This is a genomic window from Aeromonas sp. QDB39 (assembly GCF_027707585.1).
Taxonomy (GTDB): domain Bacteria; phylum Pseudomonadota; class Gammaproteobacteria; order Enterobacterales; family Aeromonadaceae; genus Aeromonas; species Aeromonas hydrophila.
In genome coordinates this window covers 13,122-32,183 of the sequence record NZ_JAPCIV010000034.1, presented here as the reverse complement: position 1 = coordinate 32,183, position 19,062 = coordinate 13,122, and the positions used below count along the sequence as shown (strand labels likewise).

Below are 19,062 nucleotides of genomic sequence, written 5' to 3'. Positions count from 1 at the left end.
GACCAGTTCAACGGACAAGCGATCATGTGTTGCACACATCTCAGACACTGAAGCTTTCGCCACAACCACACTCGCCCTTGGCGTTGGGGTTGTTGAACTGGAAGCCCTCGTTGAGACCCTCCTTGACGAAATCCAGTTCGGTGCCATCCAGGTGGATCAGACTCTTGGCATCGACGATGATCTTGACCCCGTCCTGCTCGAATACCTGATCTTCATCTGCCAGCTCATCGACGAACTCGAGCACATAGGCAAGACCCGAGCAGCCGGTGGTCTTGACGCCGAGGCGCAGGCCGATGCCCTTGCCCCGGTTGGTCAGAAACGAGGAAACCCGTGCCGCTGCGGCATCTGTCATGGTAATGGCCATACTGCGCTCCTGACCTTAGAGACCTTTCTTCTGCTTGTAATCGGCGATGGCGGCCTTGATGGCATCCTCGGCCAGAATGGAGCAGTGGATCTTCACCGGTGGCAGCGCCAGCTCTTCGGCGATGTCGGTGTTCTTGATACCGGCCGCTTCATCCAGGGTCTTGCCCTTGACCCATTCGGTCACTAGGGAGCTGGAGGCGATGGCGGAACCACAACCGTAGGTCTTGAACTTGGCATCTTCGATGATGCCGTCGTCGCTGATCTTCAGCTGCAGCTTCATCACGTCACCACAGGCCGGTGCACCGACCATGCCGGTAGCGATGCTGGGATCGTTCTTGTCGAAGCCGCCTACGTTACGGGGGTTCTCGTAGTGGTCGATTACTTTTTCACTGTAAGCCATATCTAACTCCTGCTAATTCCGTTGAACACCGATCCGCGGATCAGTGATGAGCCCATTCGACCGTGTTCAGATCGACGCCGTCCTTGTACATCTCCCACAGGGGAGACATCTCGCGCAGACGACCGATGGAGTCACGGATAAGCTTGATTGCGTAATCAATCTCTTCCTCGGTGGTGAAGCGACCCATGCTGAAACGGATGGAGCTGTGCGCCAGCTCGTCGTTCAGGCCCAGTGCGCGCAGCACGTAGGAGGGCTCCAGGCTGGCCGAGGTACAGGCAGAACCGGAAGAGACCGCCAGATCCTTCAGCGCCATGATGAGGGATTCCCCTTCCACATAGGCGAAGCTGACGTTGAGGTTGCCCGGCACACGCTGTTCCAGGTCACCGTTGATGTAGACCTCTTCGATATCCTTGATGCCGTCCCACAGACGCTGACGCAGGGCCATGATGCGCTGACCTTCGCTCACCATCTCTTCCTTGGCGATGCGGAAGGCTTCGCCCATGCCGACGATCTGGTGAGTCGGCAGGGTGCCGGAACGCATGCCGCGCTCGTGGCCTCCACCGTGCATCTGGGCTTCCAGGCGCACACGCGGCTTGCGACGCACGTAGAGGGCACCAATGCCTTTCGGGCCGTATACCTTGTGGGCGGACATGGAGAGCAGGTCAACCTTGAGCGCTTCCACGTCGACCGGGATCTTGCCCACGCTCTGTACCGCATCCACATGCAGCAGGATCTTGCGGGAGCGGCACAACTCGCCGATGGCGGCAATGTTCTGCACCACGCCGATCTCGTTGTTGACGTGCATGATGCTGACCAGGATGGTGTCATCACGCAGGGCGCCTTCGATCTGTTCCAGGGTGAACAGGCCATTGGGCATCGGCTCGAGGTAGGTTACCTCATAGCCTTCACGCTCCAGCTGGCGACAGGTATCCAGTACCGCCTTGTGTTCGGTCTTGGAGGTAACGATGTGCTTGCCCTTGCCGGCGTAGAAATGGGCGACGCCCTTGATGGCGAGGTTGTTGGATTCAGTCGCCCCGGAGGTGAAGACGATCTCGCGCGGGTCGGCACCGATCAGCTCTGCCACTTGATTACGGGCCAGATCGACCGCCTCTTCGGCTTGCCAGCCAAAGCGGTGGGAACGGGAAGCTGGATTGCCGAACAGGCCATCCATGGTGAGACACTGCATCATTTTTTCTGCGACACGCGGGTCCACCGGACAGGTTGCCGAATAATCAAGGTAAATAGGCAGTTTCATGTTTTTCTCCGTTACAGCCAGGGTCATACATCGACCAGCTGTGGAAAGCACGTTTGTTTATAGTTGGACTTTCAAGCTCACATCGCCGCGTTCTGCCCGGTCTACCAGGGACAACACGGTTTTCATTTGTTCATCTTGCTTGCCGGCAATCCGGCGCACATCGGCCTGATCAACCAGCTCAGCCAGGGTGATGTCCCCCAAGAAGCTGGAGATCCGCTCGCTCAGGTCACGCCACAGGGAGTGAGTGAGGCACTGGGTGCCGCCGTGGCAGCCGCCCTTGCCGAGGCACTTGGTGGCATCCACCGATTCGTCGACCGCGGTGATCACCTGACCGACCGAGATGGCATTCGGCGCCAGACCGAGGCGATAACCGCCGCCCGGACCACGCACGCTGCTCACCAGGCCATGCTTGCGCAGGCGGGCAAACAGCTGCTCCAGATAGGACAAGGAGATGCCCTGGCGCTCCGAAATATCAGCCAGGGGCACGGGCCCCTGTTCTGCATGCAACGCCACGTCGAGCATGGCAGTCACAGCGTAACGTCCTTTTGAGGTCAGTCTCATATGCCTTACCGTTTTGCGAACCAATCAATATGGGCATATGGTCACATACCCGACTAAATCAGTCAAGTATATGGTTGAGTAATCCAGTCGGGTTTAATCCTGCGGTCTCGGTTTTTGCACCGAGGTCAGAATCCCGCGCAAGATGTTGAGTTCCACCGCCTCCGGACGAGCCCGGTTGAACAGGCGGCGCAGCTTGCTCATGACCTGTCCCGGATGATCGTCGGCGATGAAGCCGGTCTTGAGCAGCGTCTGCTCCAGATGCTGATAGAAGCCTTCCAGCTGCTCGGCGCTGGGATAATCCACCGCCATGTCGGTCTCGCCGACCTGTTCCTGCTGCAGCCAGTACATCCGCACCTCATAGCAGAGGGTCTGCACCGCCATGGCCAGGTTGAGGGAGCTGTACTCCGGATTGGCCGCAATGGCCACGTGGTAGTGGCACTTTTGCAGCTCGTCGTTGGTCAGCCCGGTGCGTTCACGGCCAAATACCAGCGCCACCGGATGCTGCATCCCCTCGGTTACCAGCTTTTCGCCCGCTTCGCGGGGGTCCAGCATGGGCCAGCTCAGGGTACGGGAGCGGGCACTGGTACCGATGACCAGACCACAATCCGCAATGGCTTCATCCAGGGTCGACACGATACGGGCATTGGCCAGCAGATCGCTGGCACCGGCGGCCAGCGCATAGGCGTTGTCATCGGGCTGTGCTTGCGGATCAACCAGCACCATCTGGCTCAAGCCCATGGTCTTCATGGCGCGCGCCGCAGAGCCCATGTTGCCGGTGTGAGAAGTGTTTACCAACACGATACGAATCTGATCCAACATGCCCAGTCAATCTTCAGTCAAAAATGGCGCGCAATTGTAACATAGCCAATCGCTATTTTGGCACCGTAAATGGCGCGCCAATTCACAACAATGACGCCGTTTTGCAGAACAAAGCGGTATGAGGCGGGTGTGCTGACTGGCTAGACTTGAAGGATGGGAAGGTGAAAAGTGGAGGCAACATGTGCCCACGCTGGCTTTATGAGAGGTTGCCGGTCTGCTATCTGCTGGTGGCGGTCGGCATCATCCTGCTCAGCCACTCCCCGCTGCTCTGGCTGGCGGGCACCTTGCTGTTTGTCGCCGGCGCCACCGTCTGGATGATGCGATCCAGCTATCGGCGTACCGATCTGGTCATCTTCCCGACCAAACGCTGGTTCCAGCCGGAGTGGCTCTACGAAGCCCAGCCGTTTATCTGGCTGGCGCTGGGTCTGCTGCTCTCGCGCCTTCCCAACGCCGGCGCCCTGCTGGCACTGCTGCCCTGTCTGTGGGCCTGTCGCTGCCTGTGGGCTCGCAATCACTACCGCCACCATGCCGATGGGCTGGTCTCACAACTGAGGCGCAACCCCACCCGCCGGCGCAGAGTGCGCCTCTTGCGCTGATCCCGCCTTTGCCCGCTCGATGAAGGTGGCAAGATCCAGCAAGGGATAACGCACCAGGCTTGGCAATCCATCCAGATCCAGGCTGTCCATCAGGTTTTTCACCTCCAGACCCAACTCGGTGTTCCCTTCAATCTTCAGCTTGCGCTGGAAAAAGAGAGAGTCGGGATCTTCCTTGCGCCCGGCAATCAGGATGAGGTCGTTGGTAGTGCCGCTGAAACAGACATCGGCCTGCTCGCAGTGACGCGCCACCACCAGCTTGCCATCCTGCTCGCTGATGAACCAGCACAGCTCCAGATCCGAGACTTCGACCTTGAGCCACTTGCTCGCCAGAAATTCAAAGTCGCCATCTGCGATGGCCTCTTTGAACACGCTGGCCAGCAGGCGCTCCATCAGGTTCTGCTGCAAGGAAAATGGCACCAGTTTGAGAGGATGGCGCAGAATGCGGGGAGCCTGTTCGACCAGGCGACGTTGCAGTTGTTGAAACACGATAAACTCCCAGTTTTTTGCGCATTCAAGCACAGGGCCGCAGCCATGATCCTGTTGGAAATCAAACTTGTGCCCACTTACCTCAAGAAGGGTAAAGCCACACAAAGCTGCCTCAGGTCAAAAAGTGGAAGGACGCCGGTGAATACAATCGGGCCACTTTTGCATTTTTTGCCCTCTCGGAGCGTACCCGATGGAATTACTCTGTCCGGCAGGCAGTTTGCCGGCACTGAAAACAGCCGTGGATAACGGGGCCGATGCGGTCTATATCGGCTTCAAGGATGACACCAACGCCCGCCATTTCGCCGGGCTCAACTTCACCGACAGCAAGCTGGAGAAAGCGGTCGACTATGTGCACCAGCATGGCCGCAAACTGCACATCGCCATCAACACCTTCACCCACCCGGGCTCCGATGCCCGCTGGCAGCAGGCGGTGGACAAGGGCGCCGCACTGGGGGCCGATGCCCTGATCATCGCCGACCTCGCCGTGCTCGACTATGCCAGCCGCCGCTACCCGGATCTGGAACTGCACGTCTCGGTGCAGGCCAGCGCCACCAACGCCGCCGCCATCCGCTTCTACCAGCAGCACTTCAACATCGGTCGGGTGGTGTTGCCCCGCGTCCTCTCCATGCATCAGGTGAGGCAGCTGGCCCGTGAGACCGACGTCGGCCTCGAGGTGTTCGCCTTCGGCAGCCTCTGCATCATGGCGGAGGGGCGCTGCTACCTCTCCTCCTACATGACCGGCGAGAGCCCCAATACCGTCGGCGCCTGCTCACCGGCCAAGTTCGTGCGCTGGGAGGAGACCCCGAGCGGCCTCGAGTCTCGCCTCAACGAGGTGCTGATCGACCGCTACGGCCCGGGGGAAAACGCCGGTTACCCGACTCTGTGCAAGGGCCGCTTCGAGGTAGATGGCCAGACCTACCACGCGCTGGAGGAGCCCACCAGCCTCAACACCCTTGGCCTGTTGCCCGAGCTGTTCCAGACCGGTATCCAGTCGGTCAAGATTGAAGGACGCCAACGCAGCCCCGCCTACGTGGAGCAGGTCACCCGGGTCTGGCGCGCCGCCATCGACGCCTATCAGGCCAACCCGGAAGCCTATCAGGTCAAGGCCGAGTGGGATGCCCAGCTCGCCCGCGTCTCCGAGGGGAGCCAGACCACCCTCGGTGCCTACCATCGCCAGTGGCAATAAGGAGCCCTGTTCATGAAATTCTCTCTCGGCCCCCTGCTCTTCTACTGGCCCAAGGCCGACACCCAGGGCTTCTATCAGGCGGCCGCCGCCAGCCAGGCCGACATCGTCTATCTGGGGGAAACTGTCTGCAGCAAGCGCCGCGAACTGAAAGTGGACGACTGGATTGCCCTCGCCCGTCAGGTGGCCGGCTCGGGCAAGCAGGCGGTGCTCTCCACGCTGGCGCTCATCTCCGCCCCCTCAGAGCTCAAGGAGGTCAAGCGGCTGGTCGACAACGGCGAGCTGATGATCGAGGCCAACGATCTGGGAGCGGTCCAGCTCGCCAGTGAAGCCGGGCTGCCGTTCGTCTGCGGCCCCGCCATCAACGCCTACAACGCCGACGTGCTGCGCATGTTGCTCAAACAGGGGATGCAGCGCTGGGTGATGCCGGTGGAGCTCTCCCGCGACTGGCTGGTGCAGCTCAATCAGGATCTGGGCAGTGCCCGCCAGCAGTTCGAGGTGGAGGTGTTCGCCTACGGCCACCTGCCGCTCGCCTACTCGGCACGCTGCTTCACCGCCCGCTCCCTCGACCGGCCCAAGGACAACTGCGAACTGGCCTGCATCGACTACCCCACCGGCCGGCTCGCCAGCAGCCGTGAAGGGCAGAAGGTGTTCAACCTCAACGGCATCCAGACCCAGTCCGGTTACTGCTACAACCTGGGCAACGACCTGGCCGGGATGGAAGGTCTGGTGGATGTGGTGCGCCTCTCCCCCGAGGGGCTGGATACCCTGACGATGCTGGAGCGCTTCAAGGCCAACCAGCAGGGCCAGGCTCCCCTGCCCCTGCAGCAGGAGCGCGACTGCAACGGCTACTGGCGCCAGATCCCCGGCATGATGCTGGCACAGTGAGCCAGCGATGTACCGTCCGACGGGGGTGACTCATATCGCCACGTCTGACACCCGGACAGCAAAAAGGCCTCGCAATGAGGCCTTTTCTACATCATTCAAACCGGCAACAGGGCAAGCTTAGGATGCTTGCTTGCTGCTCTTGCCCTGGGCACTCTGGGCACCGGGCGGCAGGGGTTTGCGCGCCATCAGCTCCAGTTCGAGCAGGGCATATCTGTGCTCGATGAAGTCATACACGTTGTTGGCGAGCGCCAGCTTGAAGTAGCTGATGGCTTCCTTGCGGTTGCCCTTGGCCAGTTCAAACTTGCCGAGGTAGAAGTAGGTTTCGCACAGGCGCTCGGCGAGCTCCCGGTTGTCCTTCACCCCTTTCACCACATTGCCCATCAACTGGGTGGCATTGAGTTCACCGGTATAGAGGCGCACCAGATCCCAGTTCCAAGCATCGTCATCATACTTGTTGAGCCGCTCGCGCATCCGGCTCATGGCGGCCGGTGCATTGAGCTTCTGTTCGGCCAGATAGAGCCAGATCACCCGGTAGGGGTCTTCCGGCTGCGCCTCGTAGAAGCGCTTCATATCGGCCGCGGCCAGCTCGGGACGATTGCCGTAATAGAGCGCAATGCCACGGTTCAGGTAGGCATAGTCATAATCGGGAGCCAGCTCGAGGGCGGAATCAAATGCCTCGTAGGCCTCGTCATAATTCTGCTGCTGCACCAGATAGACGCCGATGAAGTTGTAGGCTTCGGCAAAATCCGGCTTCTCCCGCAAGGCGCGGTTGAAATCCAGCCGCGCCAGGGAGCGCAAGCCTACCCGGTCAAACACGACAGCACGCTCATAAAACAGTTCAGCCCGTTGCTCCGTGGTCAATTCCATCTCACTGAGCATCTGCCCGAGTCGCGCCAACGCCAACTCGCTCTGGTAAGAGACCTGCAGGGGGGTCGCCAATACCAGTGAAGCGGGTTGCGGCTTGGGAACTTGAGGCGCTTCAACCTGACTGCTACTGCTGCAACCCCACATGGGGAGCAGCAACAGGATACCAAGGAGGTATCCAATCCCTTTCCTGACGTTCAATGAACACTCCGACGCTTACGCTTGACCCGGCATATGGTAAAGGTCAGCCGACACTTTGTCATGTGGCTGAGCCTCTCTCCCTCAAATAAATCAGGATTCGACAGGGTATCCGGCATCACACCAGCCCCGAAAGCCACCATCGACACTGACCACCCGACCGTAGCCCATCTTCTGCAGGTTCTCCGCCACCAGAATGGAGCGAAATCCCCCACCACAATAGAGGTAGAGCTCGGTGTCGGGATCCGGATAACGGGTCTCGATGTCCCGCTCGATCACGCCACGACCGAGGTAGGTCGCCCCCGGCAGATGGCCTCTGGCCCACTCGCTCTCTTCCCGCACGTCGACCAAGTGAAAGGTGCGCCCCTCATCCTGCCAACGTTTGATCTGGTGCACGTCGGTCTCCCGCACATGGGGACAAATGGCCTCTACCAGTGCCAGAAAACGGGGATTGTGTTGCATGGCTTGCTCCTTGCCTGTTGGCCAACAGCCGTGGGTGAAACCGTCATAATGACTCACCCGGACGATAAGAGAAAGGGCGCCTCGCGGCGCCCTTGTCATTTACGGCAGGATCTCTTGCTGATCCGCGCCCTCTTTTTCCACCTGGGTCGGCAGCATGTGCTCCCGCTTGACCCCGAAGAACATGGCGAACGAGCTCGCCACATAGATGGAGGAGTAGGTGCCGAAGGCGACACCGATCACCATGGCCACCGAGAAACCGTGGATCAGCGGACCGCCCTTGAGCAGCAGCGCCAGCACCACCACGAAGGTCAACCCCGAGGTGATGATGGTCCGGCTCAGGGTCTCGGTCATGGAGAGATCCAGGATGTACTCGGTATCCCCCTTGCGCACCTTGCGAAAGTTCTCCCGCAACCGGTCGAACACCACGATGGTGTCGTTCAGGGAGTAACCCACCAGGGTCATCAATGCCGCCAGCACGGTCAGGTCGAACTCGTACTGGAAGTAGGCAAAGACGCCGAGGGTGATCACCACGTCGTGCACCAGGGAGAGAATGCCCCCCATGGCCAGACGCCATTCGAAGCGCACCGCCACGTAGATCAGGATACAGATGATGGAGGCCAGCATGGCCAGCGCACCGTCGGTCGCCAGCTCGTCACCCACCGAAGGGCCGACGAACTCGACGCGCTTGAGCACGGCCGCAGGATCGATCAGCTTGGCCGCCGCCAGCACCTCGTTGCCCTGCTGCTCCACCTTGACCCCCTCTTTCGGGGTCAGGCGGAACAGGACGTCACGGCTGGAGCCGAAGTGTTGCAGGGTCGCCCCTTCAATCTTCTGCTCATCCAGCACCTGGTGCACCTTGTCCAGGCTCACTGACTGCTGGAACCCCACCTCGATGGTGGTACCGCCGGTGAAGTCCAGGCCCCAGTTCAGGCCCCGGTCGAACAGGAAGAACAGGGAGATCACCATCAGCAGGGTAGAGAAGACCACACCCGGCTTGGCATAGCGCATGAAGGGAATGGGCTTTTCAAAATGTAGAATCTGAAACATGTCTCTTCCTTAGATCGGCAGCTTGTCGAGGCGCCGTCCACCCCAGGCCAGGTTGATGATGGCGCGGGATACCGTGATGGCGGTAAACATGGAAGCACTCAGACCAATCCCCAGCGTCAGGGCGAAGCCCTTGATGGCGCCGGTACCGATACCGAACAGGATCACACAGGTGATGAGCGAGGTGACGTTGGAGTCGGCGATGGTCGAGAATGCCCGATCAAAGCCCAGATGGATGGCCTGCTGCACCCCGCGACCGTTGCGGATCTCTTCACGAATACGCTCGTAGATCAGCACGTTGGCATCCACCGCCATACCCAGCGTCAAGACGATACCGGCGATGCCCGGCAGGGTCATGGTGGCCCCCGGGATCATCGACATGATACCGACGATCAGCACCAGGTTCATGGTGAGGGCGATGTTGGCCACCCAGCCGAACGCACGGTAGTAGATCCCCATGAACAGCACGATCACCAGCATGGCCCAGCCGATGGCTTCCATACCGCTGTCGATGTTCTGCTGACCCAGGCTCGGGCCTATGGTGCGCTCTTCGACGATCTGGATCGGGGCGATCAGCGCACCGGCTCGCAGCAGCAGCGCCAGGTTATGGGCTTCGTTGGCGTTGTCGATGCCGGTGATGCGGAACTGGCTGCCAAGGCGCGACTGGATGGTGGCGACGTTGATCACCTCCTCCTGCTTGCGGAACTTGCGCTTGCCGTCCGGACCCGGCTGACCGACCGGCTTGTATTCGATGAACACGGTAGCCATGCCCTTACCAACGTTGTCCTTGGTAAAGTTGGCCATCTTGTTGCCACCCTGGCCATCAAGCTTGATGTTGACCTGGGGACGGCTGTATTCGTCGAAACCAGACTGGGCACCCACGATGTGGTCACCGGTCAGGATGATGCGCTTTTGCAGCACCACCGGACGTCCGTTGCGATCGTTGTAGACCTTGGAGCTCGGCGGCACCCGACCATCGGCCGCGGCCTGGATGTCGGCGGTCTCATCGACCATGTGGAATTCCAGGGTCGCGGTCGCGCCCAGGATCTCCTTGGCACGGGCGGTGTCCTGAATGCCGGGCAGTTCCACCACGATGCGCTCGGCACCCTGCTGTTGTACCAGCGGCTCGGCCACGCCCAACTCGTTCACCCGGTTGCGGATGATGGTGATGTTCTGCTCGAGGGCGTACTTCTTCACTTCCTTGATCTTGGCTTCACTCAAGGAGGCCAGCAGGACGAACTCGTCCCCCTTCTGCTCGGTGGTGAAGGTGAGATCCGGGTTCTGACGACGCAGGTGAGAGATGGCCTTGGCCTGATCGGCCTCGTCACGGAACAGCACCTGTACCTGATCACCGGCCCGGCGCACGCCGGAATAACGGATCTTCTGGGTACGCAGCTCGGAGCGGAAATCCTGCACCATCTGCTCTTGCTGCTTGGTCAGCGCCTCGGCCATGTCCACTTCCATCAGGAAGTGCACACCGCCGCGCAGGTCCAGACCCAGCTTGAGCGGGTTGGCGCCAATGGCTTCGAGCCAGGCAGGCGTGGAAGGGGCCAGGTTGAGAGCGGTAATGAAGTTGTCGCCCAGCTTGTTGGCGACGATGTCGCGCGCCTTGAGCTGCTCTTCGGTATTTTTGAAACGAACCAGGATGAAGCCGTGCTCGAACGCCGCATGCTTGACCGGGATCTGAGCCGCATCGAGCGTCTCTTTCACCAGGTCAAGGGTGTCCAGCTTGACTTCGGCCCCCCGGCTGGCAGAGATCTGCAAGGCCGGGTCTTCGCCGTAAAGATTGGGGGCTGCATATAGAAAACCGATGGCGATCACCACGACCACCATCAGGTATTTCCACAGCGGATAGCGATTTAACACGCTGTGCTCCTCGGGAGATTAGAGGGACTGGATAGAACCCTTGGGCAGAACGGCAGAGACGAAGTCACGTTTGATGGTGACCTGGGTCTGATCGTTCAGGGCCAGCACGAGGTATTCGCTGTCGGCGGATACTTTGGCTATCTTGCCAACCAGGCCACCGGAAGTGAGGACTTCGTCACCCTTGGAGAGGGAGCTCATCAGGTTGCGGTGATCTTTGGCGCGCTTGGCCTGGGGGCGATAGATCATGAAGTAGAAGATGAGGCCGAATACGGCCAGCATGATGATCATTTCCATGCCACCACCCTGTGCACCCGGAACTGCGCCTTCTGCATACGCCTTGGAGATAATGCTCATTTAACAACCTCTTATTGATGTAGATTTGAAAACTAGCTTATATATCGTTGTTATTTCACGTCATTTTCAGCTAACGGAGGCACGGGCTTCCCTTGCCGACGGTAAAACTCAGTTACAAAGTCGTCTAATTTACCCTGCTCGATCGCGTCCCGCAAACCCTGCATCACACGCTGGTAATAACGCAGGTTGTGAATGGTGTTCAGACGGGCACCGAGGATCTCGTTGCACTTGTCCAGATGGTACAAATAACTGCGGGTGTAGTTCTTGCAGGTGTAGCAATCGCAGTCGGCATCCAGGGTGCTGGTGTCCTCGCGATACTTGGCGTTGCGGATCTTGACCACCCCGTCGGTGGTGAACAGGTGGCCGTTGCGGGCGTTGCGGGTCGGCATCACGCAGTCGAACATGTCGATACCGCGGCGCACCCCTTCCACCAGATCTTCCGGCTTGCCCACGCCCATCAGGTAGCGCGGCTTGTCGGCCGGGATTTTCGGGCAGACGTGCTCGAGGATGCGATGCATATCCTCTTTCGGCTCACCCACCGCCAGACCACCGACCGCGTAGCCGTCGAAGCCGATCTCCAAGAGGCCGTCCAGCGACACATCCCGCAGATCTTCGTACACGGAACCCTGGATGATGCCGAACAGGGCGTTCTTGTTGCCGAGCGCATCGAACTTGTCGCGCGAACGCTTGCCCCAACGCAGGGACATCTCCATGGACTTGCGCGCCTCTTCGTAAGTGGCCGGGTACGGCGTGCACTCATCGAAGATCATCACGATGTCGGAGCCCAGATCGTACTGGATCTCCATGGATTTCTCGGGGTCGAGGAAGATCTTCTCGCCGTTGATGGGGTGACGGAAGTGCACCCCCGCCTCGGTGATCTTGCGAATGTGGCCCAGGCTGAACACCTGGAAACCGCCGGAGTCGGTCAGGATCGGGCCCTGCCAGTTCATGAAGTCATGCAGATCGCCGTGGGCGCGCATCACTTCCTGCCCCGGCCGCAGCCAGAGGTGGAAGGTGTTGCCAAGCAGGATCTGGGCGCCAGTCTCACGCACCTCTTCCGGGGTCATCCCCTTGACGGTGCCGTAGGTGCCGACTGGCATGAAGGCCGGGGTCTGCACGGTGCCGCGCTCGAATACCAGCTGGCCGCGACGGGCACGGCCGTCAGTGGTTTTCAGTTCAAATTTCATTGCTACCTCGTTGCGTCAGAGAAACAGTCTGACAGTAGGGGGCCCGAGGGCCCGGTATAAAGGGCGCGGTTTATGCCTGCGCCCGGCAACGGGTGACGAACATGGCGTCCCCGTAGCTGAAGAAACGGTACTGCTCCGCCACGGCCGCCTGGTAGGCCGCCATCACGTTGTCGTAGCCGGCAAAGGCGCTGACCAGCATGATCAGGGTCGACTCCGGCAGATGGAAGTTGGTGACCATGGCATCGACCACCTGGAACTGGTAACCGGGGAAGATGAAGATGTCGGTGTCGCTGAAGAACGGCGCCAGCGGCTTGCCCTGGGCCAGGGTTACCTTGGCCGCGCTCTCCAGTGATCGCACCGAGGTGGTCCCCACTGCAATCACCCGGCCACCGCGGGCGCGCGTTGCGGCAATGGCATCCACCACCTCCTGCGGCACCTCGGCATACTCCGAGTGCATGTGGTGATCTTCAATCTTGTCCACCCGCACCGGCTGGAAGGTGCCCGCCCCGACGTGCAGGGTAACGAACGCCGTTTCCACCCCCTTGGCACGGATCTTCTCGAGCAGGGGCTCGTCGAAGTGCAGGCCGGCTGTTGGCGCCGCCACGGCCCCCGGCTTCTGGTTGTAGACGGTCTGGTAGCGCTCCTTGTCGGCATCCTCGTCGGGACGGTCGATGTAAGGGGGCAGCGGCATGTGGCCGATGGCTTCCAGGATTTCCAGCACGGGGCGGGGGTCGAGGAAGTGGATCTCGAACAGGGCATCGTGACGGGCGCGCATCTCGGCTTCAACTTTCTCACCGTCGGCCCCGCCATCCAGAATGAGCCGGGTACCGGGCTTGGGGGATTTGGAAGAGCGCACATGGGCCAGCACGCTGTGCTCGTCCAGCATCCGCTCCACCAGCACCTCCAGCTTGCCGCCGCTGGCCTTCTGGCCAAACATGCGCGCCGGAATGACACGGGTGTTGTTGAACACCAGCAGATCGCCGGGGTTGAGCTGGTCCAGCACATCCACAAATTGACCGTGGCGCAGTGCGCCAGTTTGACCATCGAGCTGCAACAGACGACTGGCGGTACGTTCCGTCATGGGATAGCGGGCAATCAGCTCGTCTGGCAGATCAAAATGAAAATCGGATACTTGCATCTTTCACCTCGGGGGGAATCGGCGGCTAGTCTAGTTATCCCCTTCTTCCAAGGCAACCCAAAAGACCAAAAACCCAAGGGAGACAAGGGATAGCGAGCAATTATGTGAAGCAGGGCCAGTTAAAAAACCTTTAAGGTTTTGTATTGACCCTGATCATGTTTTGCCGAGGGGGGCTGGGCTAGGGTGAAAGCAGATACACAAGGAGGCCCACCATGATGACCCTATCCGAGATCATGACTGAACACCCCTTCACCCTGGGTCCGGAAAACAGCGTCAAACAGGCGATGGATCTGATGCAGCAGGAGCGGATCCGCCACATCCCCATCGTTGACGAACAGCATCATCTGCTGGGCCTGGTCACCCTCTCCGACATCCTGGCCACCCGCGAGTCCAAACTGCTGCTGATCAATCCGGAGCGGGAGGCGGAGTTCACCGACAGCGTGCAGCTCGACGAGATCATGACCCGCCAGGTGGCGAGCGTGGATCCCCACGCCGGCATCAAGGAGGCGGCGCTCTACCTGCAACGACACAGATATGGCTGCCTGCCGGTACTCAAAGGGCGCAAGTTGATCGGCATCGTCACCGAGTCGGACTTCATTGCCGTCGCCATCAACCTGCTGGAACTGATGGAGGAGCAGGAGCCGCCTGGCGACTTTTGATCTCAATTTCATGTAATAAAATTACAATAAAAGCGTTTTCAGCGCACTTGATCGGCAAAAAAGCTGAAACACTTTCATTTTGATTGAAAAATTACACCACAACCTTGCTTTGTGATCTGCATCACACTATCATGACCGTCATGCAATAGTTGCCGAGCGGAAGACGAGGGATTGTGCACCCGTCCTCTTCCTCTCATATGTCTGCAAGTTTGCACACCCCGTAGTTAGTCTTTGCTGTAAAGCTTTTGTTTATATAGCCATTCCTTGTTTGATGACCCGGCCTTGTCCTTGCGACGACGCCGGGATTTTTTTATCCGCGCGTTTCCCCTCCCCCTCGTCCCCGTGCGCGCCTGTGCGTCGCAAGGCAGCAACCTCCACTTCTCTGCGGTTGGCAGACTGCCACTTGCCCCTTGAAAAGCCGAAGCCGCGCACAGATGTTGAATCTCGACAAGGAGTTATCCCGGCATGCCGGCGATATTCATGTTAGGTACAGCAGCCATGGTTTATCTAATAAGTAGATTTAAGTGATTCAAAATTGCGGCTTTGATCGATTAGGAAAAGTCCCTATGATGAATCCATCGAAAGTTAAACGCCTCGTCCGGCACGACTCTTCAAACCCAGACAGGCATATGTACATCACCAAGGAGCAAATACATGTCTACCTACATCAACACTGAAATCAAGCCGTTCAACGCCACCGCCTACCACAATGGCAAATTCGTTCAGGTGTCTGACGCTGACCTGAAAGGCAAGTGGTCAGTGGTGTTCTTCTACCCGGCTGACTTCACCTTCGTCTGCCCGACCGAGCTGGGTGACCTGGCCGACAACTACGCCGAATTCCAGAAGCTGGGCGTCGAGATCTACTCCGTCTCCACCGATACCCACTTCACCCACAAGGCCTGGCACGACACTTCTGACACCATCCAGAAGATCCAGTACCCGATGATCGGCGACCCGACCGGCACCATCACCCGCAACTTCGGCGTGATGATCGAAGAAGCCGGTCTGGCTGACCGCGGAACCTTCGTCATCGACCCGCAAGGCATCATCCAGATCGTTGAGATCAACGCAGGCGGTATCGGCCGTGACGCACTGGAACTGCTGCGCAAGGTCAAAGCTGCCCAGTACGTTGCCGCTCACCCGGGTGAAGTGTGCCCGGCCAAGTGGAAAGAAGGCGACGCCACCCTGGCCCCGTCCCTGGATCTGGTAGGCAAAATCTAAGCCTCCCCGCTCTGAAGACCGGCCCGTTCAAGGGCCGGTCTGCTTTCTGGCCTGACAAAACGCCGACCCGCAATCAAAAGAAGGAATTCGAAGATGTTGGATACCAACCTCAAACAACAGCTGAACACCTATCTGCAGTACATCGTCAATCCCATCGAGATCAGCGTGTCCGGCAACGACAGCGACAAATCCGCCGAACTGCTGGCCTTGGCCGGCGAGATCGCCGAGATGTCCCCCAAGATTACCCAGACCTCTGGCACCAATGCCCGCAAACCTTCCATGAGCGTCGCGCCGAAGGGCCAGGCCCCGCGCGTTCATTTTGCCGGCATCCCCATGGGTCATGAATTTACCTCCCTGGTCCTTGCCCTGCTGCAAAGCGGCGGTCACCCCTCCAAGGCCGATGCGGCCGTGCAGGAGCAGATCCGCAACCTCAAGGGCGAGTTCCACTTCGAGACTTACATTTCGCTCTCCTGCCACAACTGCCCGGACGTGGTACAGGCCCTCAACCTGATGGCGACCCTGAACCCCGGCATCACCCACACCATGATCGACGGTGCCCTGTTCCAGGACGAGGTCAACGAGCGTCAGATCATGGCGGTACCGAACGTCTACCTGAACGGTCAGCCGTTCAGCCAGGGCCGTATCTCGCTCGAAGAGATCGTCGCCAAGCTCGACACCGGCGCCGCCGAACGCAAAGCTGAAGAGCTGAGCGCAAAAGCGCCTTACGACGTGCTGGTCGTCGGTGGTGGCCCGGCTGGCGCCGCCGCCGCCATCTATGCCGCTCGCAAAGGCATTCGCACCGCCATCGTCGCCGAGCGTTTCGGTGGCCAGGTGATGGACACCGTCGGCATCGAGAACTTCATCTCCGTGCCCTACACCGAAGGCCCCAAGCTGGCCGCGAGCCTGGAGCAGCACGTCAAGCAGTATGGCGTGGAAGTGATCACCGAGCAGCGCGCCGCCGCCATCAGCAAGGATGGCTACGTCAACGTGGATCTTGCCTCTGGCGCTACCCTCAAGAGCCGCGCCGTGATCCTGGCGACCGGTGCCCGCTGGCGCGACCTGAACGTGCCGGGCGAGCTCGAGTACCGCACCAAGGGCGTGGCCTACTGCCCGCACTGTGACGGCCCCTTCTTCAAGGGCAAGCGGGTTGCGGTGATCGGGGGCGGCAACTCCGGCATCGAGGCAGCCATCGATCTGGCCGGTATTGTCGAACACGTCACCGTGGTGGAGTTTGCCGATACTCTGCGCGCCGACGAGGTATTGCAGAAGAAGGCCCGCTCCATGGGCAACATCGACATCATCATGAGCGCCCGCACCACCGAAGTGATCGGTGATGGCAGCAAGGTGGTAGGCATGGATTACGAAGATCGCACCACCGGCGAGATCAAGCATCTGGCGGTGGCGGGTATCTTCGTCCAGATCGGTCTGGTGCCGAACACCGAGTTCCTGAAAGGGAGCGAAGTGGCCCTGACCCGCTTTGGCGAGATCGAGATCGACACCAAGGGCGCCACCTCCCTGCCCGGCGTCTACGCCGCAGGGGACGCTACCACGGTGCCGTTCAAGCAGATCATCATCTCCATGGGCGCCGGGGCGACCGCCGCACTGGGGGCGTTTGATTACCTCATTCGCAATCCGGCGCCGGAAGCGACCAAAGCTGACGCCGTCACCGCCTGACAACGACCAGATGGACAAAAAGCCGACTCACAGAGTCGGCTTTTTTTGTTTCTACACACCCGCGACTCAGCCAGCCTTCGTCTGCTGGCCCTCATCCGATCCGGGGGTGGCATAGCTGGCGGGTACTGCCTCCCCAGCCAGATCCGTTCTCGGCTCCAGCTCCGCCGTCATGGGGGTATTGGGCGGCACCGGGATGAACACCTGATGATCGGCCAGCGGAATGGGGGCCCGCTGCCGCTTGCGCCAGCCAAGATACCCTGTCAGCAGCAGGCCACAGAGGGCGAAGTAGACGAACAGCCCCTCTGGCCCGAACTGCGCCATGACAAAAGGCGCCAGCAGCGGCCCGGTCATGGCCCCCAGGCTGTAGGCGAGCAGCAATCCCTGATTGGCCCCCAGCACCTGATCCGGACGCAGCTCGTCGCAGGCGTGGCTGAGGCTCAAGGGGTAGATAGAGAACGCCATGCCGCCCAGCAGGAACACCAGGCCCCCCATCAGCGGCTCGCGCCAGCCGGCGGGCAACAGCACCATCAACAGGGCCAGCAGCGCCAGCACGGCACCGAGCAGCAGGATCACCAGCCGCCTGTCGTAGCGATCGGAGAGGCGACCGATGGGGTACTGCAGGCACATGCCCCCCAGGATCACCAACGCCATCATGTCCGCCACCTTGGAGAGCGACGAACCGCTGTCGGTAAAATAGAGCGGCAGCAGGCCGTAGATGGCCCCGAGGATGAGGCCGGAGGTAAAGCTGCTGCCCATCCCCGCCGGGGTGAGCCGCACCAGCTCCAGCACGCCGACCGGCTGGGGGGCTACCATGGCCGGGGTCGCTACCCGGGAAATCGCCAGCGGGATCACCGACAGGGTCGCCGCCATGGCGCACAGGGCGAACGGGGTCAGCACCATGGGATCCACCCACTTGAGCAGTAGTTGCCCCATGGCCAGGGAGCCGTAGAGCAGGATCATGTAGAGGGACATCAGCCGGCCCCGGTTGGCCGGCGTGCTGGAGACCAGCATCCAGGACTCCAGCACCACGAACAGGCCGCCGGTGGCAAAGCCCCCTACCAGCCGCAGCGCCGCCCAGCTCAGCGGCTCCACCACCATGCCGTGCAGCAGAAACAGAAAGCAGAGCAGGGAGGCATAGGCCGCATAAGCCCGGATGTGACCTACCCGGATGATGAGGCGGGCATTGACGAAGGCCCCCAGCACCAGTCCGCCAAAGTAAGCGGCCGATACCAGGCCGATGGCCTGGGCCGATACCTGCTCGGCAGACAGGCGCACCGTCAGCAGGGTGTTGAACATGCCATGGCCCAGAATGAAGATCACCAGACTGGTCAGGGGTGAGAGGAACCTTGCGAGTGTCATGGGGTCTCCCTGATTGGCTCAATCGTGAGCAAAACAACCATGGTACCGTCTGCTTCCCGCCCACTTCAACCCGAGCGCCCCGCCAGGGCGCGGACCGCGGGCTATGCTTGCTGGGTATCCCATGATGGAGCGTCCCATCATGGTCATCACAGTGGAGACAGCCGACATGAAACCAGCCCTGCTTTTGGCCAGCCTGCTCTTTACCGGCAGCGCCCTCGCCTTTCACTGCCCCGCCGACATGAAGAAGATCGATGATGCCCTCGCCGCCAAACCTGCCCTCAGCGCCGACAAACTGGCCGAGGTGAAGAAGCTGCGCGCCGAGGGGGAAGTCCTGCACAAGGCAGGCAAGCATCAGGAGTCCGTCGATACCCTGGCCAAGGCGATGGCCATGCTGGGGCTGAACAAGAGTTAGCGCAGGCACCACAGCCCACCGCTGCGAACAGGATCAGCCATGCCCTTGCGGGCCCTCGCCACCGGTGGCGAGG

General features: G+C 60.3%; 21 protein-coding genes. 7 read left to right on the top strand and 14 right to left on the bottom strand.

Annotation, left to right across the window (positions count from 1 at the left end; genetic code table 11):
* Positions 1 to 40 precede the first annotated feature (40 nt).
* The 5 genes from iscA to trmJ form a co-directional block, all read right to left on the bottom strand.
* The gene (gene iscA / locus PG899_RS18480; protein ID WP_011705636.1) at positions 41 to 364 is read right to left on the bottom strand and encodes an iron-sulfur cluster assembly protein IscA; all 324 of its coding nucleotides are present in this window, start codon (positions 362 to 364) and stop codon (positions 41 to 43) included.
* Between the two features lie 15 nt (positions 365 to 379).
* Positions 380 to 763 carry a Fe-S cluster assembly scaffold IscU gene (iscU, locus tag PG899_RS18475; RefSeq protein WP_005299770.1) on the bottom strand — a complete coding sequence of 128 codons (384 nt, stop codon included), beginning with the start codon at positions 761 to 763 and terminating at the stop codon, positions 380 to 382.
* 40 nt (positions 764 to 803) lie between these two features.
* Positions 804 to 2,018 (bottom strand): IscS subfamily cysteine desulfurase, encoded by a 1,215-nt coding sequence (locus PG899_RS18470; RefSeq protein ID WP_005299763.1) that lies wholly within the window; start codon positions 2,016 to 2,018, stop codon positions 804 to 806.
* Between the two features lie 57 nt (positions 2,019 to 2,075).
* On the bottom strand, positions 2,076 to 2,579 hold the full coding sequence (iscR, locus tag PG899_RS18465) for a Fe-S cluster assembly transcriptional regulator IscR (protein ID WP_011705634.1): 504 nt from the start codon (positions 2,577 to 2,579) through the stop codon (positions 2,076 to 2,078).
* A 93-nt stretch (positions 2,580 to 2,672) separates the two neighbouring features.
* Positions 2,673 to 3,398 (bottom strand): tRNA (cytosine(32)/uridine(32)-2'-O)-methyltransferase TrmJ, encoded by a 726-nt coding sequence (gene trmJ, locus PG899_RS18460; RefSeq protein ID WP_024944084.1) that lies wholly within the window; start codon positions 3,396 to 3,398, stop codon positions 2,673 to 2,675.
* A 179-nt stretch (positions 3,399 to 3,577) separates the two neighbouring features.
* On the opposite strand from trmJ, the gene PG899_RS18455 reads away from it, so the two are divergent.
* Positions 3,578 to 3,994: a hypothetical protein gene (locus tag PG899_RS18455; RefSeq protein ID WP_011705632.1), complete on the top strand. Its 417-nt coding sequence runs from the start codon at positions 3,578 to 3,580 to the stop codon at positions 3,992 to 3,994.
* Here the strand turns inward: PG899_RS18455 and ubiT are convergent.
* Entirely contained in the window at positions 3,941 to 4,480 is a 540-nt protein-coding gene (gene ubiT, locus PG899_RS18450; protein WP_024944086.1) for a ubiquinone anaerobic biosynthesis accessory factor UbiT, read from the bottom strand. The two genes, PG899_RS18455 and ubiT, sit on opposite strands and share 54 nt — an antisense overlap.
* A 190-nt stretch (positions 4,481 to 4,670) precedes the next feature.
* Between ubiT and ubiU the strand changes: the two genes are divergently transcribed.
* Positions 4,671 to 5,666 carry a ubiquinone anaerobic biosynthesis protein UbiU gene (gene ubiU / locus PG899_RS18445; RefSeq protein ID WP_024944087.1) on the top strand — a complete coding sequence of 332 codons (996 nt, stop codon included), beginning with the start codon at positions 4,671 to 4,673 and terminating at the stop codon, positions 5,664 to 5,666.
* Between the two features lie 12 nt (positions 5,667 to 5,678).
* Positions 5,679 to 6,551 carry a U32 family peptidase gene (locus tag PG899_RS18440; protein ID WP_024944088.1) on the top strand — a complete coding sequence of 291 codons (873 nt, stop codon included), beginning with the start codon at positions 5,679 to 5,681 and terminating at the stop codon, positions 6,549 to 6,551.
* Between the two features lie 117 nt (positions 6,552 to 6,668).
* On the opposite strand, the gene nlpI is transcribed toward PG899_RS18440, so the two are convergent.
* The 7 genes from nlpI to queA all read right to left on the bottom strand — a co-directional run bounded on the left by nlpI (position 6,669) and on the right by queA (position 13,664).
* Positions 6,669 to 7,616 carry a lipoprotein NlpI gene (gene nlpI / locus PG899_RS18435; protein ID WP_280940144.1) on the bottom strand — a complete coding sequence of 316 codons (948 nt, stop codon included), beginning with the start codon at positions 7,614 to 7,616 and terminating at the stop codon, positions 6,669 to 6,671.
* A gap of 90 nt (positions 7,617 to 7,706) precedes the next feature.
* Entirely contained in the window at positions 7,707 to 8,075 is a 369-nt protein-coding gene (locus PG899_RS18430; protein ID WP_190283638.1) for a rhodanese-like domain-containing protein, read from the bottom strand.
* Positions 8,076 to 8,174: 99 nt separating this feature from the next.
* A complete protein-coding gene (gene secF / locus PG899_RS18425) occupies positions 8,175 to 9,122 on the bottom strand; it encodes a protein translocase subunit SecF (protein WP_017410226.1) in 948 nt (315 codons plus the stop codon).
* Between the two features lie 9 nt (positions 9,123 to 9,131).
* On the bottom strand, positions 9,132 to 10,985 hold the full coding sequence (gene secD, locus PG899_RS18420; RefSeq protein WP_016350391.1) for a protein translocase subunit SecD: 1,854 nt from the start codon (positions 10,983 to 10,985) through the stop codon (positions 9,132 to 9,134).
* Between the two features lie 18 nt (positions 10,986 to 11,003).
* Complete coding sequence (gene yajC / locus PG899_RS18415; RefSeq protein ID WP_011705624.1) at positions 11,004 to 11,339, bottom strand: preprotein translocase subunit YajC; 336 nt, start codon at positions 11,337 to 11,339, stop codon at positions 11,004 to 11,006.
* 50 nt (positions 11,340 to 11,389) lie between these two features.
* Positions 11,390 to 12,526, bottom strand: a complete 1,137-nt coding sequence (tgt, locus tag PG899_RS18410) for a tRNA guanosine(34) transglycosylase Tgt (protein WP_010634306.1) — start codon at positions 12,524 to 12,526, stop codon at positions 11,390 to 11,392.
* A gap of 70 nt (positions 12,527 to 12,596) precedes the next feature.
* Positions 12,597 to 13,664 carry a tRNA preQ1(34) S-adenosylmethionine ribosyltransferase-isomerase QueA gene (queA, locus tag PG899_RS18405; RefSeq protein WP_024944089.1) on the bottom strand — a complete coding sequence of 356 codons (1,068 nt, stop codon included), beginning with the start codon at positions 13,662 to 13,664 and terminating at the stop codon, positions 12,597 to 12,599.
* 212 nt (positions 13,665 to 13,876) lie between these two features.
* On the opposite strand from queA, the gene PG899_RS18400 reads away from it, so the two are divergent.
* From PG899_RS18400 to ahpF, 3 genes are all read left to right on the top strand, one after another.
* On the top strand, positions 13,877 to 14,323 hold the full coding sequence (locus PG899_RS18400; RefSeq protein ID WP_011705622.1) for a CBS domain-containing protein: 447 nt from the start codon (positions 13,877 to 13,879) through the stop codon (positions 14,321 to 14,323).
* Between the two features lie 654 nt (positions 14,324 to 14,977).
* Positions 14,978 to 15,544, top strand: a complete 567-nt coding sequence (gene ahpC / locus PG899_RS18395) for an alkyl hydroperoxide reductase subunit C (RefSeq protein ID WP_011705621.1) — start codon at positions 14,978 to 14,980, stop codon at positions 15,542 to 15,544.
* A 93-nt stretch (positions 15,545 to 15,637) separates the two neighbouring features.
* Positions 15,638 to 17,218 carry an alkyl hydroperoxide reductase subunit F gene (gene ahpF / locus PG899_RS18390; protein ID WP_024944090.1) on the top strand — a complete coding sequence of 527 codons (1,581 nt, stop codon included), beginning with the start codon at positions 15,638 to 15,640 and terminating at the stop codon, positions 17,216 to 17,218.
* Positions 17,219 to 17,284: 66 nt separating this feature from the next.
* Here the strand turns inward: ahpF and PG899_RS18385 are convergent, their stop codons facing one another.
* Positions 17,285 to 18,577, bottom strand: coding sequence for an MFS transporter (locus tag PG899_RS18385; RefSeq protein ID WP_024944091.1), 1,293 nt, complete (start codon positions 18,575 to 18,577; stop codon positions 17,285 to 17,287).
* 166 nt (positions 18,578 to 18,743) lie between these two features.
* Between PG899_RS18385 and PG899_RS18380 the strand changes: the two genes are divergently transcribed.
* On the top strand, positions 18,744 to 18,989 hold the full coding sequence (locus PG899_RS18380; protein WP_029301252.1) for a hypothetical protein: 246 nt from the start codon (positions 18,744 to 18,746) through the stop codon (positions 18,987 to 18,989).
* Positions 18,990 to 19,062: the final 73 nt, after the last annotated feature.